Origin of the sequence: Lentzea alba (assembly GCF_047445655.1) — a bacterium.
GTDB classification, from domain to species: domain Bacteria; phylum Actinomycetota; class Actinomycetes; order Mycobacteriales; family Pseudonocardiaceae; genus Lentzea; species Lentzea alba_A.
This window is the reverse complement of sequence record NZ_JAJAEG010000010.1, coordinates 239,021-255,787: the sequence shown is the minus strand read 5'-3', so window position 1 is coordinate 255,787 and position 16,767 is coordinate 239,021. Positions and strand designations below refer to the sequence as shown.

15 protein-coding genes are annotated in these 16,767 nt (G+C 69.1%); 11 read left to right on the top strand and 4 right to left on the bottom strand.

From position 1 onward, the window contains the following. Nucleotides 1–40 precede the first annotated feature (40 nt). Complete coding sequence (locus LFM09_RS18890) at nt 41–1,255, top strand: FAD-dependent monooxygenase (protein ID WP_414097787.1); 1,215 nt, start codon at nt 41–43, stop codon at nt 1,253–1,255. 9 nt (nt 1,256–1,264) lie between these two features. Here the strand turns inward: LFM09_RS18890 and LFM09_RS18885 are convergent, their stop codons facing one another. Further along, a complete protein-coding gene (locus tag LFM09_RS18885) occupies nt 1,265–2,923 on the bottom strand; it encodes a M14 family metallopeptidase (RefSeq protein ID WP_414097786.1) in 1,659 nt (552 codons plus the stop codon). 104 nt (nt 2,924–3,027) lie between these two features. On the opposite strand from LFM09_RS18885, the gene LFM09_RS18880 reads away from it, so the two are divergent. After that, complete coding sequence (locus LFM09_RS18880) at nt 3,028–3,750, top strand: class I SAM-dependent methyltransferase (protein WP_414097785.1); 723 nt, start codon at nt 3,028–3,030, stop codon at nt 3,748–3,750. A gap of 390 nt (nt 3,751–4,140) precedes the next feature. Next, the gene (locus tag LFM09_RS18875) at nt 4,141–4,719 is read left to right on the top strand and encodes a DinB family protein (RefSeq protein ID WP_414097784.1); all 579 of its coding nucleotides are present in this window, start codon (nt 4,141–4,143) and stop codon (nt 4,717–4,719) included. A gap of 19 nt (nt 4,720–4,738) precedes the next feature. Here the strand turns inward: LFM09_RS18875 and LFM09_RS18870 are convergent, their stop codons facing one another. Further along, nucleotides 4,739–5,809 (bottom strand): epoxide hydrolase family protein, encoded by a 1,071-nt coding sequence (locus LFM09_RS18870; RefSeq protein WP_414097783.1) that lies wholly within the window; start codon nt 5,807–5,809, stop codon nt 4,739–4,741. 63 nt (nt 5,810–5,872) lie between these two features. Here LFM09_RS18870 and LFM09_RS18865 point away from each other — a divergent pair, with 63 nt between their 5' ends. Genes LFM09_RS18865 through LFM09_RS18855 form a run of 3 tightly spaced genes read left to right on the top strand, consistent with a single transcriptional unit; the run spans nt 5,873 to nt 7,883 of the window. Continuing rightward, nucleotides 5,873–6,802, top strand: a complete 930-nt coding sequence (locus LFM09_RS18865) for a helix-turn-helix transcriptional regulator (protein WP_414097782.1) — start codon at nt 5,873–5,875, stop codon at nt 6,800–6,802. Continuing rightward, nucleotides 6,795–7,373 (top strand): pyridoxamine 5'-phosphate oxidase family protein, encoded by a 579-nt coding sequence (locus tag LFM09_RS18860; RefSeq protein ID WP_414097781.1) that lies wholly within the window; start codon nt 6,795–6,797, stop codon nt 7,371–7,373. Before LFM09_RS18865 ends, LFM09_RS18860 begins: the two co-directional genes overlap by 8 nt. A 33-nt stretch (nt 7,374–7,406) precedes the next feature. Next, complete coding sequence (locus tag LFM09_RS18855) at nt 7,407–7,883, top strand: NUDIX hydrolase (protein ID WP_414097780.1); 477 nt, start codon at nt 7,407–7,409, stop codon at nt 7,881–7,883. A 364-nt stretch (nt 7,884–8,247) separates the two neighbouring features. On the opposite strand, the gene LFM09_RS18850 is transcribed toward LFM09_RS18855, so the two are convergent. Then, on the bottom strand, nt 8,248–9,534 hold the full coding sequence (locus tag LFM09_RS18850; RefSeq protein ID WP_414097779.1) for a M20/M25/M40 family metallo-hydrolase: 1,287 nt from the start codon (nt 9,532–9,534) through the stop codon (nt 8,248–8,250). Between the two features lie 134 nt (nt 9,535–9,668). Between LFM09_RS18850 and LFM09_RS18845 the strand changes: the two genes are divergently transcribed. Beyond that, nucleotides 9,669–10,181, top strand: coding sequence for an RICIN domain-containing protein (locus LFM09_RS18845; protein WP_414097778.1), 513 nt, complete (start codon nt 9,669–9,671; stop codon nt 10,179–10,181). A gap of 71 nt (nt 10,182–10,252) precedes the next feature. On the opposite strand, the gene LFM09_RS18840 is transcribed toward LFM09_RS18845, so the two are convergent. Further along, nucleotides 10,253–11,080, bottom strand: a complete 828-nt coding sequence (locus LFM09_RS18840; RefSeq protein WP_414097777.1) for a M55 family metallopeptidase — start codon at nt 11,078–11,080, stop codon at nt 10,253–10,255. A 111-nt stretch (nt 11,081–11,191) separates the two neighbouring features. Between LFM09_RS18840 and LFM09_RS18835 the strand changes: the two genes are divergently transcribed. The 4 genes from LFM09_RS18835 to LFM09_RS18820 are packed head-to-tail and all read left to right on the top strand — an operon-like array spanning nt 11,192 to nt 16,177. After that, entirely contained in the window at nt 11,192–12,883 is a 1,692-nt protein-coding gene (locus tag LFM09_RS18835) for an ABC transporter substrate-binding protein (protein WP_414097776.1), read from the top strand. Continuing rightward, complete coding sequence (locus tag LFM09_RS18830) at nt 12,884–13,834, top strand: ABC transporter permease (RefSeq protein ID WP_414097775.1); 951 nt, start codon at nt 12,884–12,886, stop codon at nt 13,832–13,834. It begins immediately after the preceding gene. Continuing rightward, nucleotides 13,831–14,649 carry an ABC transporter permease gene (locus LFM09_RS18825; protein ID WP_414097774.1) on the top strand — a complete coding sequence of 273 codons (819 nt, stop codon included), beginning with the start codon at nt 13,831–13,833 and terminating at the stop codon, nt 14,647–14,649. Before LFM09_RS18830 ends, LFM09_RS18825 begins: the two co-directional genes overlap by 4 nt. Before the next feature lie 4 nt (nt 14,650–14,653). After that, entirely contained in the window at nt 14,654–16,177 is a 1,524-nt protein-coding gene (locus tag LFM09_RS18820) for a dipeptide ABC transporter ATP-binding protein (protein WP_414097773.1), read from the top strand. The last annotated feature ends 590 nt before the right edge of the window (nt 16,178–16,767 follow it).

The window sequence follows — 16,767 nt, the reverse complement described above, 5'->3', positions numbered from 1 at the left end:
CTTCAGGGGACTTACCGACCGTTAAGTAAGGGGGTTTGACGTGCGGATTCTCGTTTCTGGGGCGAGCATCGCGGGTCCGGTGCTGGCGTACTGGCTCACGCGGTACGGGCACGAGGTGACGGTGGTCGAGCGGTCGCCGGTGCTGCGCAAGACCGGTGGGCACGCGGTCGACCTGTTCAAGCCGGCGATGGACATCTCGGAACGGATGGGGGTGCTGCCGCGCATCGAGTCGCTGGCGACCGGCACCGAGCGGATCACGTTCGTGCGGGAGGGGACGCGCAAGCCGATCCACGCGGACGTGACGAAGCTGTTCGCGGCGGCGTCGGACCGGCATGTCGAGGTGATGCGCGACGATCTGAGCGAGATCTACTACGAGGCGACGCTTCCCGATGTGGCGTATCTGTTCGGCGACTCGATCACGTCGATCGGTGACGACGGCGCGGTGACGTTCGACAACGCGGCGCCGCAACGGTTCGACCTCGTCATCGGCGCCGACGGCCTGCACTCGAACGTGCGCAGGCTGGTGTTCGGCGAGGCCGAGAAGACGTTCACGGGCGCGTATCTGGCGGTGTTGTCGGTGCCGCGAGAGCTGGGTGTGCCGGGCGAGATGACCGGGCACATCGGGCCGGGGCGCAGTGCGGCGGTGTACGGGGCACGGCACGTGGACGACGCACGGGCGGTGTTCCTGTTCCGCAGCGCCGAGGAGCTGGACTACCACTACCGGGACGTCGCGCGGCAGAAGCGGCTGCTGAGGGAGGCGTTCGCCGGCTTGAGTCCCGAGGTCGACGAGTGGCTGGAGTTCCTGGACAGCGATCGGGTGTTCTACTTCGACTCGATCACGCAGCTGCAGGAGGACACCTGGTCACGCGGGCGCGTGGCGCTGGTCGGGGACGCTGCCTACTGCCCCGGCCCGGCGATCGGCGGCAGTACGAGCCTGGCGGTGCTGGGCGCGTACGTGCTGGCGGGTGAGCTGGCCGGTGGCGGCGACCACGAGGCGGCGTTCGCGCGGTACGAGTGCGAGATGCGCGACCTCGTGCACGCGAGCCGGAAGCTCGCGCTCGGGGTGGCCAAGACGCTGATCCCGACGACTGCGGCGGGCGTGTGGGCGTTGACGCGGGGCGCGCAGCTGCTGACGTCGTTGCCGTCGTGGGTGCTGCGGCCGCTGGCCAAGCTGAACTCGCAGAGCGTCAGGCTGCACGACTCGATGGTGGTGAAGGACTACGGGCGTCAGGGCGCCGGCGTACCGGCGCCCTGACCCGCTAGCTCAGAACTGCAGGCTCCACTTGTCGAGGAACCCGGTGTCCTGGGCGGCGTTGTCGTTGACTCGCAGCTGCCAGTTGCCGTTGGCGACTTCGCTGGAGGCGTTGACGGTGTAGGTGGTGTTGATGTTGTCCGTACCGCTGCCGGTGCGGTTGTGCAGGACGTAGACGGTGCCGTCCGGGGCGATCAGGTCCACCTTCAGGTCGCCCTGGTAGGTGTGCTTGATGTCCACGGCGACCTTGAGCGTCGACGGCGCGTTGCCCGTCACCTCGGACACCGCGATCGGGGAGTTGATCGTGGTGTTGTCACGGATCTGGAAGTCCGTGAGGTTCTCGAAGTACTTGCCCGGGTTCGGCGGGGTGCCGCCGCAGTACTGCGCTTCCTTGCCGATGGCCTCGTAGGGGCAGTCGGCGCGTTCGAGCAGCTGCAGCACGGCTTCCTTGTTGCGGGAGGTCTGCGCCGGGATCACCTCGTCGGGCGGGTAGAAACCGCCGCCGCCGGCACTGCCGGGGTACATCTCGAAGGTGTAGGCGAAGATGCCCTGCGCGCCCCACAGCCAGTCAGGAATCGACCCGTCGGTGATGTACAGGTCGCTGGACTGCTCGGGCGTGTAGTTGTTGCTCGCCGCCATCTGCTGTCCGATGGTGGCGAACGTGTCGCGCTGGTCCTGGGTCAGGCCCGGTGCGACGTCGTCGTAGGTCCAGCCCCACGGCCACAGGATGAGCTCGCTGTAGGTGTGGAAGTCGATGGACGCGGTGATCTGCTGCTTGCCGCCGACGTTGCGGCCGCGCACGAAGTCGGCCACGACCTTCACCTCGGGCGCGGACTCCGCGCTCGGCCCGCGGTAGGTGTCACTGCCGGTGCTGCCGCTGGAACCGCCGCAGCAGCCCCACTTGTAGTTCCAGTTGCGGTTGAGGTCGGTGCCGACGTTGGCGGAACCGGCGTTGGGCTGCCGGTTCTTGCGCCACGACCGGTAGGAGCCGGTCGCGATGTCGTACTCGCCGCCGTCGGGGTTGACGTCCGGGATGATCCAGATCTCACGGGTGTTCACCAGGTCGGTCAGCCGTGCCTCGCTGCCGTACTTGGTGGTGAACTCCTTGATCAGGTACAGCGCCATCTCGACGGTGAGGTGCTCACGGGCGTGCTGGTGGTGCGTGAACAGCACCTCCGGCTCGTTCTCGTCGGTGGTGACGTTGTCGCTGATCTTGAGCGCGATGATGTCGCGGTTCTCGTACGACTTGCCGATGACCTGCTTGGAGAGCAGGTTCGGGTACGCGGCGACGGCGCTGTTGATCTCCGCGGTCATCTCGGCGTAGTTGTGGTAGTTCGAGTCCGCGGCGGGGAAGTCGAACGGCCCGATCGCCGAGTTCGCCTCCAGCCGCTTCGGGAGCTCGGTGACCTCGAAGCCCTGGGCCTTGAGGCTCTTGACCTCGCGCTCGGTCGCGGTGATCACGACGATGCCGTGCTCCTCGACCGAGTCGATGGCGGCGCCGGATTTGGCCAGCTTGGACCGCTGTTCAGCGCTGCGGACGTTGCTGACCTGGTAGTTCGTCGTCGTCTCCTGAGCGCCGGGAGCAGCGCCGGTGGGCACGCCTCCCATGGTGAACACGACGCTCGCGGCGACGGTGACCCCGATCAGGGGTCTGAGATGGCTCTTTCGCATGCAGGGCAACCCTTTCGGACCACGGCAGGGACATGGCTTTGATCTGTGTAGTCCGTGTTAAGGCTCACTGTCATCCCGCCATCCGTATGGGCTTAGCTGGTGAGATGACGCGCTACGACGCTGTGGAGGCCGCCTCGTACCGGGTGGCCCGTGAGATTTCCTTGTCCGGGTTGTCGTCGTGGCGGGATGCGGTGGCGCCGTATTTCGCGCCGGGGTCGACGGTGCTTGATCTGGGGGCGGGGACCGGGTTGTTCGTGCGCGCGTTCGCGTCGTGGTTCCCGTCGGTGTCGGTGGTGGCGGTGGAGCCTTCGGAGTCGATGCGGTCGGCGTCGGGGCTGCCGATGCTCGCCGGCAGCGACACGGCGATTCCGCTTGCGGACGCGTCGGTCGACGTCGTGTGGATTTCGACTGTGGTGCACCACTTCCGGGATCTGCCCGCGGCTGGGGCGGAGTTGCGGCGGGTGCTGCGGCCGGGCGGGGTGGTGGTGTTGCGGTCGTTGTTCCGGGAGCGGCATCAGGGGGTCGGGTTGTTCCGGTTCTTCCCGGAGGCTGCTCGGGCGTTGGCGTCGTTCCCGACTGTGGACGAGGTGGCGTCCGGGCTCGGGTTCGCGGTGGCCCGGTTGGAGGCGGTGCCTCAGGTGACCGCGGAGTCGTTGGCGGAGAAGGCCTCCAACGTTCGGTGGGAGGCGGACACGTTGCTGCGGTCGTTGTCGGCTGAGGAGTTCGAGGCTGGGCGTGCGCGGCTGGTGGAGGCGGCGGCGGTGGAGACCGGGCCGGTTGTCGATCACCTGGATCTGCTGGTGCTCGAACCTGCCGGCGCCGTCTGAGTCGGCAACCCGTCGCGCCGTCCGGGTCGGCAACCTGCCGCGCCGTCCGAGTCGGCTTCCTCGTGTAGCCCGCGTGCCCGGCTGGGCCGTCCCGGACGGCTCCACTGTGCTGCTCGGTGGTGGGTGGTCGGTGGTGGTCGGCGTGCCGGTGTCGTTCGCTGTCATGCCGCCGCGCCGCCCGCCCCTTCCTCCTGCGGGGAGGTTGATGACCATGGTTTCAGGACATTGACCAGAGGGGCTCAGGCGTGGATCGGGACAGGGTTCACCCGGCCGGGTGAACGGGTGGGCGTGTGATGGTGCGGTGCTGGTCGGCGGCGCGGTGGTCGAGGACCGCGCCCGGCTGGAGGAAATCGCTGCTGCGTCCGGGCGGGCTCTGGAAGGCTGAGCGGTATGGCCTCTGATCCGAAAGCCGACCTGCACCGCTACTTGAAGGCGGCCCGCGAGGCGTTGTTGTGGAAGCTCGAAGGTTTGTCCGAGTACGACGTGCGGCGGCCGTTGACGCCGACCGGCACGAACCTGCTGGGCCTGGTCAAGCACCTGGCGAGCGTCGAGCAGGAGTACTTCGGCATGTGCCTGGGGCGGCCGTTCGGCGAGACGTTGCCGTGGATCGACAACGGTGACCCGCAGGCGGACATGTACGCCACGGCGGACGAGTCGCGGGAGGAGATCCTGGCGCTGCACGCTCGTGTGTCGGAGTTCGCGGACACCACGATCGCGGAGCTGCCGCTGGACGCGCCGGGTGTGGTGCCGTGGTGGCCTGAGGAGCGGCGCTACGTGACGTTGCACCTGCTGCTGGTACACATGATCGCGGAGACGAACCGGCACGCCGGGCACGCGGACATCCTGCGTGAGGGGCTGGACGGGGCGGCCGGGTTGCGGGAGGCCGTGTCGAACCTGCCGGACCAGGACTGGGCGGCTTATCGGGAACGGGTGGAGCAGGCGGCGAAGGAGGCCGCGGCACGGGCGTGACCGCGGCCTCCACCCCGCTTCAGCTGAACGCGGAGAAGTACTTGAGGACGTCGGCGGCGTAGAGGTCGGGTACCTCGATGGCCGGGAAGTGGCCGCCGCGGTCGTACTCGGTCCAGTGCTCGACCTCGTGGTCCGGGTCGAGCAGGGTGCGGATGCCGGTGTCGGCGGCGAAGGTCGCGAAGCCGGTGGGTGCGGCGGCCGCGCCCCAGGTGCCAGGGGCGTTCATCGACTCGTGGATGAACTCGGCACTGGTGGCGCCGGTGCCGGTGAACCAGTAGATCGACACGGCGGTGAGCAGCGCGTCGCGGTCGATCACGGAGCACCAGGCCTGGAACTTCTCGTAGATCCACGCCAGCAGCCCGACTGGTGAGTCCGTCAGCGAGTAGCCGATGGTCCAGGGCTTGGTGGACATCAGCTGCAGGTAGCCGAGGCCGGTCGCGACGAGGTCGTTGAACCGCTCGGCGCGCGCGAGCTCGGTGCCTTCCAGACCGTCGAGTGGCAGGGCGCCTCCGAACGGGTGGGCGCTGGGACCGTTGATGTGCATGGCCGCCACGGCGGGCGTGAGGCGGCTCATCGCGCCGGCGATGCCCGCGCCGACGTCGCCTGCCTGCACGCCGTAGCGGGTGTAGCCGAGCGAGTCCATGAGCTCTGCGAACGCGGCGGCGGTGCGGGAGACCTCCCACGCGCCGTTGACGGGCGTGGAGAAGCCGAAGCCGGGGATCGACGGCACGACGACGTGGTGGTCGCGGGAGAGTTCCTCGATCGCGGCGGTGTACTCGGCGAACGTCGAGGGCCAGCCGTGGATCAGCATCAGCGGCAGGGCGTCGGGGCGGGCGCTGCGGACGTGCACGAAGTGGATCGGCTGGCCGTCGATCTCCACCCGGAACTGCGGGAAGGCGTTGAGGCGGGCTTCCGCGGCGCGCCAGTCGAAGCCGTCGGCCCAGTACCCGGCGAGCGACCGCAGCTCTGAGACCGGCACGCCGCGCCGCCAGCCGTCGCCTGCGCCCTGCACGGGCCACCGGGCGGCGTTGAGGCGCAGCCGCAGGTCAGCGAGGTCGGACTCGGGGATCTCCACGCGAAATGTGTTCATGGCTGCCACACTAGGAACCATTGCGGAAAGGTTCGTTCCTCATTCGCGGGCAGGATGACACGCATGTTGGAGACGTCGGCGCGGTTGCTGAGGCTGTTGTCGTTGCTGCAGTCCCCGCGCGACTGGACGGGCCCGGAGCTGGCTGAACGCCTGGGTGTGACGACCAGGACCGTGCGCAACGACGTCGATCGGCTGCGGAACCTGGGTTATCCGGTGCACGCGACGCCCGGTGCCGCGGGTGGCTACAAGCTGGGCGCGGGCGCGAAGCTGCCGCCGTTGCTGCTCGACGACGACGAAGCGGTGGCGATCGCGCTGAGCCTGAGCACCCACGACTCCGAGACCGCGGCACGGGCGTTGAAGAAGCTGGAACAGGTGCTGCCCAGCAGGTTGAGGCACCGCCTGAGCACGCTGCAGGACTACACGTCGGCCATCCCGCACGCGGAGCTCGACCCCGAGGTGGCGACGGTGATCGCCAACGCCTGCCGCGCGCGGGAACGCCTGCGGTTCGACTACGTGAAGTTCGACGGCTCCGAGGACCGCCGCGACGTCGAGCCCCATCGCCTGGTCCACACGCGGGGCCGCTGGTACTTGGTCGCGTGGGACGTCGGCAGGCAGGACTGGCGCACGTTCCGGGCCGATCGCGTCCGGCCGCGCGTCCCGACCGGCCCCCGGTTCACCGAACGTCCGCTGCCGGACCTGGAGACCTACCTGTCGCAGGGCCTGGCGACCGCGGCGTGGCGGTTCCGCGCTTCCGTCACGGTCCACGCCCCGGCGCACGAGATCGCGGCCCGGATTCCGGCCGCGCTCGTCGAGGCGATCGACGACACGACCTGCCGGATGACCGCGGGCTCGGACACGCCGGAGATGCTGGCGCTGTACCTGGGCATGCTGGGGTGCGACTTCGAGGTCGACGGCCCGCCCGAGCTCGTTCAGCACCTGGGAATCACTGCTGACAGGTTCCGCAGGGCCATCGATACTGGCGATCATGGGTAAGGAATACGAGCGCATCGAGCCGCGGCTGTGGGAGTTCATCGAGAGCCAGAAGGTGTTCTTCGTGGCGAGCGCTCCGCTGGCCGGCGACGGGCACGTGAACCTCTCGCCCAAGGGCCGGCAGGGCACCCTGCGGATCCTCGACGACCGCACGGTGGCCTATTTGGACTTCGGCGGCAGCCACGCCGAGACGATCGCGCACCTGCGGGAGAACGGTCGCATCACGTTGATGTGGTGCGCGTTCGAGGGCCCGCCGAACATCGTGCGCATCCACGGCCGGGGTGAGGCCGTGTTCCGCGACGATCCGCGTTTTGTCGAGCTGGTCGCGGGGTTCGGTGAGGCGGACGGGCCGGCGCTGCGGGCGGTCATCGTGGTGACGGCCGAGCTGATCAGCGACACGTGCGGGTTCGCGGTGCCGTTCATGGACTACCGCTCTGAGCGTGAGCTGCACGCGGACTACTTCAACCGCAAGAGCGACGAGGAGTTCCGGGAGTACACCGGTAAGAAGCCGTACAACATCGCGAGCCTCGACGGGCTTCCGGCGGTTCCGCTGCCGTTGCCGCCGCGGGTGTGAGCCCGGTTCGCCTACGCCGTCTCGATCAAGGGTGTGGTGGTCCGCGACGGCACGGTGTTGCTGCTGAAGAACGAGCGCGACGAGTGGGAGCTGCCGGGCGGTCGGATCGAACCGGGCGAGTCGCCGGAGGAGTGCGTTGCTCGCGAGGTCGCCGAAGAGACGCAGTGGCAGGTCACGGCCGGGCCGGTCCTCGACGCGTGGATGTACTACATCGACGTTGCCGCGAAGAACGTGTTCATCGTGACCTGCGGATGCCATCCGCACGGCGACAGCGAGCTCGTGCTTTCCCATGAGCACAAGGAAATCGGCCTGTTCGCCGAGGGCGAGGTGCCCGGCCTGGACATGCCTGAGGGCTACAAGCGCTCGATCTCGGCGTGGTTCGAGCGGCTGCGCGCGGACGCGGTCCGGCCGGTAAGCCACAGATCGCGACGGCAGCGAACAGAGTTCGCGCTTCTCGCTCTGGCGCGGGCGAGCACGGCGACTTCGCCCGAAACGGGCACCTCCTCGTGATGTGCACGCCGCGAACACCGTGGCCCACATGCAGGTCAGCCGCTCGCGCACGAAGCCCGGTCACCCGGACGGGTGAACCCTGTCCGGATCCACGCCTGGGGTCGTCTGGTTGATGTCCGGAAACCATGGTCATCTTCCTCCCCGCAGAAGGAAGGGGCGGGCGGCGCGGCGGTATGGCGGCCAACGGCGCAGGGGCAACGGAAAGGGGCCGGACGGCGTGGGCGAACAGGCAGGGCCGGACGTGGGCGTAGGCGTGGACGAAGGTGATCGGCTTCGAGTCGGCGCGGCCCGCGCGGAGCGGGGAGCCGATGTGCCGCGGTCAGGCGGGCAGGAAGCGGGGAGCGGGGAGCTGATGTGGCCGTGGTCAGCTGGACAGGAAGCGGTCCAGCACCCGCACGCCGAACTCGAGGCCCTCGACGGGGACGCGTTCGTCGACGCCGTGCGCCATCGCGCGGTAGTCGAAGTCGGCGGGCAGCGACAGCGGCGAGAAGCCGTAGCAGTGGATGCCGAGCCGGCTGAACGCCTTGGCGTCGGTGCCGCCGCCCAGGCAGTACGGGACGACGACCGCGGCGGGGTCCTCGTCGCGCAGCGCCTCGGCCATCGCGGTGAACCACGGGGTGTCGATCGGCGCCTCGACGGCCGGCTGGTGTTCGAGGAACTCGCGGGTCACGCCGTCGCCGAGCAGCGAGTCGATGGTGGCGACGAGCTCGTCGACGGTGCCCGGCAGGGTGCGGACGTCGAGCTGGGCGGTGGCGGTGCCGGGGATGACGTTGACCTTGTAGCCGGCCTGCAGCATGGTCGGGGTGGTCGAGCAGCGCACCGTGTTCTCGACCAGTTTGGCCGCGGGGCCGAGGCGGGCGATCGTGGCGTCGACGTCGTCGAGGTCGACTTCGACGCCCAGGGCCTTGCCGGCACCGACCAGGAACGCCTCGACCGTGGGGGTCAGGCGCACGGGGTGGTCGTAGGCGGCGATGCGGGCCAGTGAGGTGACCAGGGCCGTCACGGCGTTCTCGGAGTTCCTGCGCGAGCCGTGGCCCGCGCGACCGACGGCGGTGAGCTTCATGTGCGAGGTGCCGCGTTCGGCGGTGCCGATCGGGTACAGGCGGGTGCCCTCGACGTCGTAGGAGAAGCCGCCGGACTCGCTGATCGCGGCCTCGACGCCGGCGAAGTACGCGGCGTGGTGCTCGACGAGCCAGTGGGCGCCGTACTCGCCCTGGTCCTCCTCGTCGGCGACGAACGCGAGCACGACGTCGCGGCGTGGGCGGCGGCCTTCGAGGTGCCAGCGGTTGATCACCGCGAGGGTCATGGCGGCCATGTCCTTCATGTCCACGGCGCCGCGGCCGCAGACGTAGCCGTCGCGGATCTCGCCGGCGAAGGGGTCGAAGCTCCACTCGGCCGGGTCGGCGGGCACGACGTCGAGGTGTGACTGGACCAGGACGGCCGGGAGGGTGGGGTCGGTGCCGTGGATGCGCGCCAGGACGTTGGTGCGGCGGGGGGCCGGTTCGAGCAGCGTGGGTGGTACGCCGTTGTCCTGCAGGATCGCGGCCACGTGTTCGGCGGCCTCGCGTTCGCCCGCACTGGCACCGCCACCGCGGTTGGTCGTGTCGAAGTGAATGAGCTGCGCGCACAGCTGCGCCACGTCCAGCGTCATGGCCGCCACCTTACGCACCGGGTGTGGCGTGAATTTCCCCGGTCCGCTGAACGGGCCCGAACCTTCCGCTGGATCCGTGATCCACGGCAATCTCAATGGGCGGGGAATTTCCACGAGAACCGTTGAGGGGAAACATGTCGAGAACGAAGCGGTTCATCACGTCCATTGCCGCGAGCGCGCTTGCTTTTGGTGCGTTGTTCGTCGCGGCGCCTGCGAACGCGGAGGCGCCGGCGGGGCCTTACTCGATGATCAACCGCAACAGCGGCAGGTGCATCGAGGTCAACAACGCGAGCCTCGCCGACGGTGCCGGTGTGCTGCAGTGGACGTGTCACCGCATGAACCACCAGCTGTGGCGGGTCAACGACCTGGGCAACGGCTACGTGCAGCTGCGGGTGGAGCACAGCGACAAGTGCCTGGAAGTCAACAACGCCAGCCAGTCTCCGGCGGCGGGCGTGCTGCAGTGGCTGTGTCACGGTGGCACGCACCAGCAGTGGAAGCGGATCGACCGGGGCAACGGCTACTTCCAGCTGCAGGCCCGGCACAGCTCGCAGTGCTTGGAGATCGACCACGCGTGGACGCACAACGGCGCCGGGGCGCTGCAGTGGCCGTGCCACGACGGTCTGCATCAGCAGTGGCGACTGAGCTGACGAACGACTAGAAATGCGTGAATGGAATTGTGGGGTCGCTTCAGCGGAGCAGGTGAAGCGACCCCACAGTTTCAGCCGTAAATGCCTTCGATCGCGCCCGCGGCGACATGGGTGACGATTTTGAACGCTTTCATCGCCTCGGTCATCGACACGGCGTCGAACCCGACCCGCCGCACCCCGATGAGCTCCACGGTCGGCACCACCGCGGCGGCGTCGGCGAGGTGCGAGGCGTCGAACTCGACCTCGATCCGATGCGCCGACACCACCCCCTCCGAACGCCCTGCCGACGCCATCGCGGACACGGCGGCTTCTGTGATCTGTGAAAAAGACAAGGCAGGTGGGAGACACACGGCGGCGTAGCGCGACACGCACTCCTTGACCGCCACGAGCCCGGCCGACGGCGCGTAGGTCGCCGCGTCGGCACACGTGAGGTCGTCACCGGTCACGAGCAGGACCGGCACGCCGTACTCGGCAGCGAGCGCGGCGTTGAGCCGTCCCTCGGAGGCGAGCACGCCGTCCAGCCACACGCCGGTGATCGAATTTTCCAGGTAGGTGTGGGCGAGCACGCCCGCGGAGCCCGCACCGGTGTGGTAGCCGAGGAACACGACACCGTCCACATCGGAGTCGATGCCCTGCATCATGGACAACGGCTTGTGCCGGCCGGTGAGCAGGCGCGCGCCCGTGTGCAGCTCTTCGAGCAAAAGGTTGCGTTGCGAGGAGTGTGCTTCGTTGACGATTACCTCTTTTGCTCCGCCTGCAACCAGGCCGGTGACGCACGCGTTGACGTCTCCTGTGAAGAGGTGCCGAAACCGTTGCCACTGCTCGGTGCCGGGGATGACGTCCCCGGTCCAGGTGACTCCGGTGGCGCCTTCCATGTCCGCCGAGATCATGATCCGCACATCTCGGTAACGTAGCGGCGGGCTTGCCTGGGGAGAGGGATTTTCATGCGGGTTAAGTTGTGCGCGTTGCTTGCCATCGCAACGACACTGGGGCTTGCAACACCACCGGCAGTGGCTCAAGGGCCGGCGATTCTCAAGGTCGCGATCGTCCAGCAGATCGACTCGATGAACCCGTTCCTGGCGGTGTTCCAGTCGAGCACCGAGGTCAACAGGTTGATGTACGACTACCTGACCGCCTACGCGGCCGGCGACCAGAGCGTCACCGAGGGCCTGGCGAACAGGTGGGAGCCCTCGGCCGACAAGCTCACGTGGACGTTCACCGTCCCCGAGGGCAAGAAGTGGTCCGACGGCGCGCAGATCACGGCGCAGGACGTCGCGTTCACCTACAACCTGATGCTGTCCAACGAGGTCGCGAGGACCGCGAACGGCAGCTTCGTCACGAACTTCGACAGCGTCACCGCGCCGGACGACCGGACCGTGGTGATCAAGACGAAGGCGCCGCAGGTCACCATGACGGCGCTGGACATCCCGATCGTGCCCAAGCACGTGTGGGAGAAGGTCACGAACATCAAGGACTACGCCAACGACCAGGTGCCGGTCGTGGGCTCGGGCCCGTTCGTGCTGACCGAGCACGTGGCCGGGCAGTTCATCAAGCTCAAGGCCAACAAGAACTACTGGCGCGGCGCGGCGAAGTACGACGAGCTGCACTTCGTGTACTTCCAGAACTCCGACGCCGCGGTGCAGGCGCTGGGCAAGGGCGAGGTCGACCTGGCCAACCGGATGGCACCGGCCCAGTTCGACTCGCTGAACGGCAAGGACGGCGTCACCCGCAACAAGGCGCAGGGCCGCCGCTTCACCGAGCTGCTGATCAACCCCGGCGCGCAGACGAAGAGCGGCGAGCCGATCGGTGACGGCAACCCGGCGCTCAAGGACGTGCGGGTGCGCCGGGCGATCGCGCAGGCCATCGACCTGGACGCGCTGGTGCAGCGGGTGAACCTCGGTTACGCGGAGAAGGGGGCCGGGCTGGTGCCGCCGGTGTTCGGCAAGTGGCACTGGCAGCCGGGTGAGCAGGAGAAGCGCGTGTACGACCGGGCCGCGGCGATGGAGGCGCTGGACGCCGCCGGTTACCGGCCCCAGGGCGAGAACGGCACGCGGCTCTCGCTGCGGCTGGTCGGCAGAGCCGGGCGGGCGTACGACGAGCAGGCCAGCGAGTACCTGAAGCGGCAGCTGGGCGACATCGGGATCGCGTTGGACGTGCGGCTGGTGTCGGACAACCAGCTCAACGAGGCGACCACGGTGGCGACCTACGACCTGGCGTTCTCCGGGTGGGCGACGAACGTGGACCCGGACTTCATCCTCGGCCTGCACACCTGTGCGCAGCGTCCCGGTGCGGACGGCAAGGGCGGCACCACCGACTCCTACTTCTGCGACGAGACCTACGACCGGCTCTACGCTCAGCAGCTCTCGGAGTTCGACGAGGGCAAGCGCGTCGAGATCGTGAAGCAGATGCAGGCCCGGTTCTACGACCAGGTGCCCGCGGTGGTGCTGGCGTATGAGAACGCGCTGGAGGCCTACCGTTCCGACCACTTCGCACGGTTCACGACGCAGCCGGCGCAGGGTGGCGTGATCATGGCGCAGAACGGCATGTGGGGTTACTACGGCGCCGAGCCCGCACCCCGCGTCGCTCAGGCGTCAGGCCGCAGGTGGCCGTCGTTCGTGGTCGGCGGCGCTGTGGGGCTCCTTCTGGTCGGCGCGTTCGTGCTGGCCCGCAGGCGCAGGGCCACGGCCGGGGAGCGCGAGTAGGTGCGACTTGCTGGACGCCTCGGCGGTGCCGCGCTGAGCCTGGTCATGGTGGCGGTGCTGGGTTTCTTCCTGTTCCGGGTGGTGCCCGGCGATCCCGTGGTGTCGATGACGCGCGGCCGCCCCACGACGGCGGCGATGCAGGCCGAACTGGCAGCCCAGTTCGGCCTGGACCGCCCGTTGCACGAGCAGTTCTGGAGCTACTTCACCGGTCTGCTGCAGGGTGATCTGGGGACGTCGTTCACGTTCCGGCGGCCGGTGGCGGACGTGATCCTGGAGCGCCTCGGCCCGACGCTGCTGCTGGTCGGCACGTCGACGCTGATCGCCGTCGGGCTGGGACTGTGGCTCGGGATCAGGGCGGCGTGGCGCCGTGACTCGGCGTTCGACCGGGTCACGACGGGGGTGTCGCTGACGTTGTGGGCGGTGCCGACGTTCTGGCTCGGCATGCTGCTGATGATGGTGACGGGTGACCTGTTCCCGTCGCGCGGCATGAGGGACACCGACACGGCGCCGGACTTCCTGTCGCAGGCCCTGGACGTCGGGCACCACTTGGTGCTGCCGTCGATCACGCTGGTCGCGGTGGTGTGCGCGGAGTACATGCTGGTGATGCGGTCGTCGTTGTTGGAGGAGACGCACGCGCCGTATCTCGTCACGGCGCGTGCGAAGGGCCTGCGGGACGATCTGGTGCGCCGCCGGCACGCGGTGCCCAACGCCGTGCTGCCCGCGATCACGCTGGTGTTCCTGCGGTTCGGGCTGGTGGTGGCGGGGGCGATCACGACGGAGACGGTGTTCTCCTGGCCGGGCCTGGGGTTGCTGTTCTACGACGCGCTGACCGGGCCGGACTACTTCCTGCTGCAGGGCCTGCTCGTGGTCACGGCGGGCGCGGTCGTGGTGATGAACCTGCTGGCCGACCTGCTGCACGGAGTTCTGGATCCACGGGTGAAGGTCGTATGAGCAGGCTCAACAGGTCGGGTGTGGCCGGTGCCGCGGTCCTCGTGGTCGCGGCGCTGGTCGCCGTCGTCGCGCCGTTGCTGATCTCCGCGGACGCGTTGGACGTCACGCGGGTGACGGCGGCGCCGTGGCAGGGGCCGAACGCGGAGTTCTGGCTGGGCACCGACCACACCGGACGGTCGGTGGCGCTGCTGATGGCGCAGGGCGCGGGCACGTCGATGTTCGTCGGGCTGACGGCGGCGGTGCTGGCGGTCGGCATCGGCGCGCTCGTCGGGATCCTGAGCGGTCACTTCGGTGGGCTCGTCTCGGGTGCCCTGCTGCGGGTCACGGACTTCTTCCTGGTGGTGCCGGCGCTGGTGCTGGCGATCGCGTTGTCGACGGTGCTGCCGCGGGGCCTGGGCACGATCGTGCTCGCGATCGCGCTGACGAGCTGGCCGTCGACGGCGCGGATGGTGAGGGCGCAGACGCTGACGATCGAGGCACGCCCGTTCGTCGAGCGCGCACGGGCGTTGGGCGGCGGGCACGGGCATGTGATCGGGCGGCACGTGTTGCCGTCGGTGGTGCCGCTGATCCTGGTCAACGCGACGCTCGCGGTGGCGTCGGCGATCGTGATGGAGTCGACGCTGGCGTTCCTCGGGCTGGGTGATCCGACCCGGATCTCGTGGGGCGCGATCCTGCACCAGGCGCAGCTGCACGGGGCGGTGCCGCAGCGGGCGTGGTGGTTCCTGCTGCCGCCGGGCCTGGCGATCGTGGTCGTGGTGCTGGCGTTCACGCTCGTCGGGCGCGCCCTCGAAGCCGTTGTGACGCCGAAGAGGTGACCCCGTGCTGCAGCTGAACAACCTCACCGTCCACTACGGGCACAAGCGCGTCGTCAACGACGTGAGCCTGGGCCTCGCGCCCGGTCAGACCCTCGGGCTCGCGGGCGAGTCGGGGTCGGGCAAGTCGACCGTGGCGATGTCGGTGCTGCGGCTGCTGCCCAAGACCGCGCGGGTCGACGGCGAGATCCTGCTGGACGGCGAGGACGTGCAGACGATGGCCTGGGGGCGGCTGCGGGCCGTGCGGTGGGCGTCGGCGTCGATCGTGTTCCAGGGCGCGATGCACTCGCTCAACCCCGTGCGGCGCGTCGATGACCAGATCGCCGAGCCGATGCGCCTGCACGGCACCTCCGGCAGCGTCAACGACCTCTTGGAGCAGGTGGAGCTGCCGCAGGAGAAGGCGCGGGCGTACCCGCACGAGCTGTCGGGCGGGCAGAGGCAGCGGGTGATGATCGCGATGGCGCTGGCGTGCGCGCCGAAGGTGATCATCGCCGACGAGCCGACGACGGCGCTGGACGTGGTCGTGCAGGCACAGGTGCTGTCGGTGCTCAAACGCCTGGTCGCCGAGCAGGACCTCGGTCTGCTGATGATCAGCCACGACCTGTCGGTGCTGGCCGAGACGTGCGACGACCTCGCGGTGATGTACCGGGGCGAGCTCGTCGAACGCGGCGGCACCCGTGCGGTGATCGCCGATCCGCAGCACCCGCACACGGCGGCGCTGACAGCGGCGTTCCCGGTCATCGGCGACCCCGCGCACCGCTGGGCCGAGACCACCTCACCCCCCGAACCGCTGCTGCGGGTGAAGGACCTGACGGTGGACTACGGTCGGACGCGCGCGGTCGACGGAGTGGACCTGGAGGTCGGCCGGGGCGAGATCGTGGCGCTGGTCGGGCAGTCCGGATCCGGTAAAACGACACTGGCTCGTACCATAATGGGGCTGCGAAAGCCGTCCTCCGGTCGGGTGATCTTCGACGGCGTCGAGGTGCCGCTCAAAGGCAAGTCGCTCAAGGCGTTCCGCCGTCAGGTCCAGCTCGTCCTGCAGGACCCCGCGAGCGCCCTGAACCCGCGTCACAAAGTGCTCGACGCCGTCGCCGAGGGACTGCGCGTCCACAGCATTCCCGGCGACGAGGAATCGCAGGTCACGGCCGCTGTCGAACGGGCGGAGCTCCGGCCCGCGAACCTCTACCTGGAGTCCCTCCCGCACGAGCTCTCCGGGGGTCAGCAGCAGCGGGTGGTGATCGCCGGCGCACTGGTGCTGCAACCCCGTCTGCTGGTGGCCGACGAGCCCGTCGCGTCGCTCGACGCCTCGGTGCGCGGGGAGATCGTCGCTCTGCTGCTCCGGTTGCGGCGTGAGCTGGGCCTTGCTTCATTGATCATCACGCACGACCTCGGGCTGGCGTGGCAGATCGCCGATCGGGTCGCGGTGATGCATCAGGGGAAGATCGTGGAACAAGGCTCGGTGGAACAAGTGCTGCTCAATCCTTCTCACGACTACACGCGCGCACTGCTGCGCGCGGTCCCGCGGGTCTGACGTGATCCCGATCGAACACGCCCGTTATCGGGCCTCGCTGACGCCTGCCGAGATCGGCAGGGGCGGCGCGGACGGCTGGGTGGCCGTCGACGACGTACCGACGCTGGCCTGGCTGGCGTGGCACGACCTGGGGTGCCCACCGGGAGTCCTGGGCGAGCTCGCCGAGGCCACGGAACCCGAGCACGTGCTGGAGCTGTGCCGGATCCTCGCCTCGACCTCCCGCACCGACACGGCGGCGGTCTGGCGGTACTTAGCGGCGGACTGGGAACGCACGGGGGAGCGTTCCGACGGCAGGCAGCGTTTCCTGCTGGACCGCGCGAGCCGGGGTGAGGGCATGAACTGGCGGAACTTCTCCGCACTGATGGGCACCGACCGCCCAGAGGAGGTCGACGCGGCGTTCGACCGCGGCGAGGACATGGTCGGGGTGTCGGTGATCGGTCTGTCGCTGTCCTACCCGGACCCGTGGGTGACGCTGGCACGGGTCGCGCGGGCGCTGGACCACAACCGCATCGAGGTCCGCCGGCACGGCGCGACCGCGCTGGCGCACGTGGCGCGCATCCACGGGGTGGTGTCGCGGGAGTGCCTGGAGG

What these genes read in the sequence shown, in the direction of transcription:
- LFM09_RS18885 (WP_414097786.1), bottom strand. Translation starts at nt 2,923, where the DNA reads ATGCGAAAGAGCCATCTCAGACCCCTGATCGGGGTCACCGTCGCCGCG.
- LFM09_RS18880 (WP_414097785.1), top strand. Translation starts at nt 3,028, where the DNA reads ATGACGCGCTACGACGCTGTGGAGGCCGCCTCGTACCGGGTGGCCCGT.
- LFM09_RS18875 (WP_414097784.1), top strand. Translation starts at nt 4,141, where the DNA reads ATGGCCTCTGATCCGAAAGCCGACCTGCACCGCTACTTGAAGGCGGCC.
- LFM09_RS18870 (WP_414097783.1), bottom strand. Translation starts at nt 5,809, where the DNA reads ATGAACACATTTCGCGTGGAGATCCCCGAGTCCGACCTCGCTGACCTG.
- LFM09_RS18865 (WP_414097782.1), top strand. Translation starts at nt 5,873, where the DNA reads ATGTTGGAGACGTCGGCGCGGTTGCTGAGGCTGTTGTCGTTGCTGCAG.
- LFM09_RS18860 (WP_414097781.1), top strand. Translation starts at nt 6,795, where the DNA reads ATGGGTAAGGAATACGAGCGCATCGAGCCGCGGCTGTGGGAGTTCATC.
- LFM09_RS18850 (WP_414097779.1), bottom strand. Translation starts at nt 9,534, where the DNA reads ATGACGCTGGACGTGGCGCAGCTGTGCGCGCAGCTCATTCACTTCGAC.
- LFM09_RS18845 (WP_414097778.1), top strand. Translation starts at nt 9,669, where the DNA reads ATGTCGAGAACGAAGCGGTTCATCACGTCCATTGCCGCGAGCGCGCTT.
- LFM09_RS18825 (WP_414097774.1), top strand. Translation starts at nt 13,831, where the DNA reads ATGAGCAGGCTCAACAGGTCGGGTGTGGCCGGTGCCGCGGTCCTCGTG.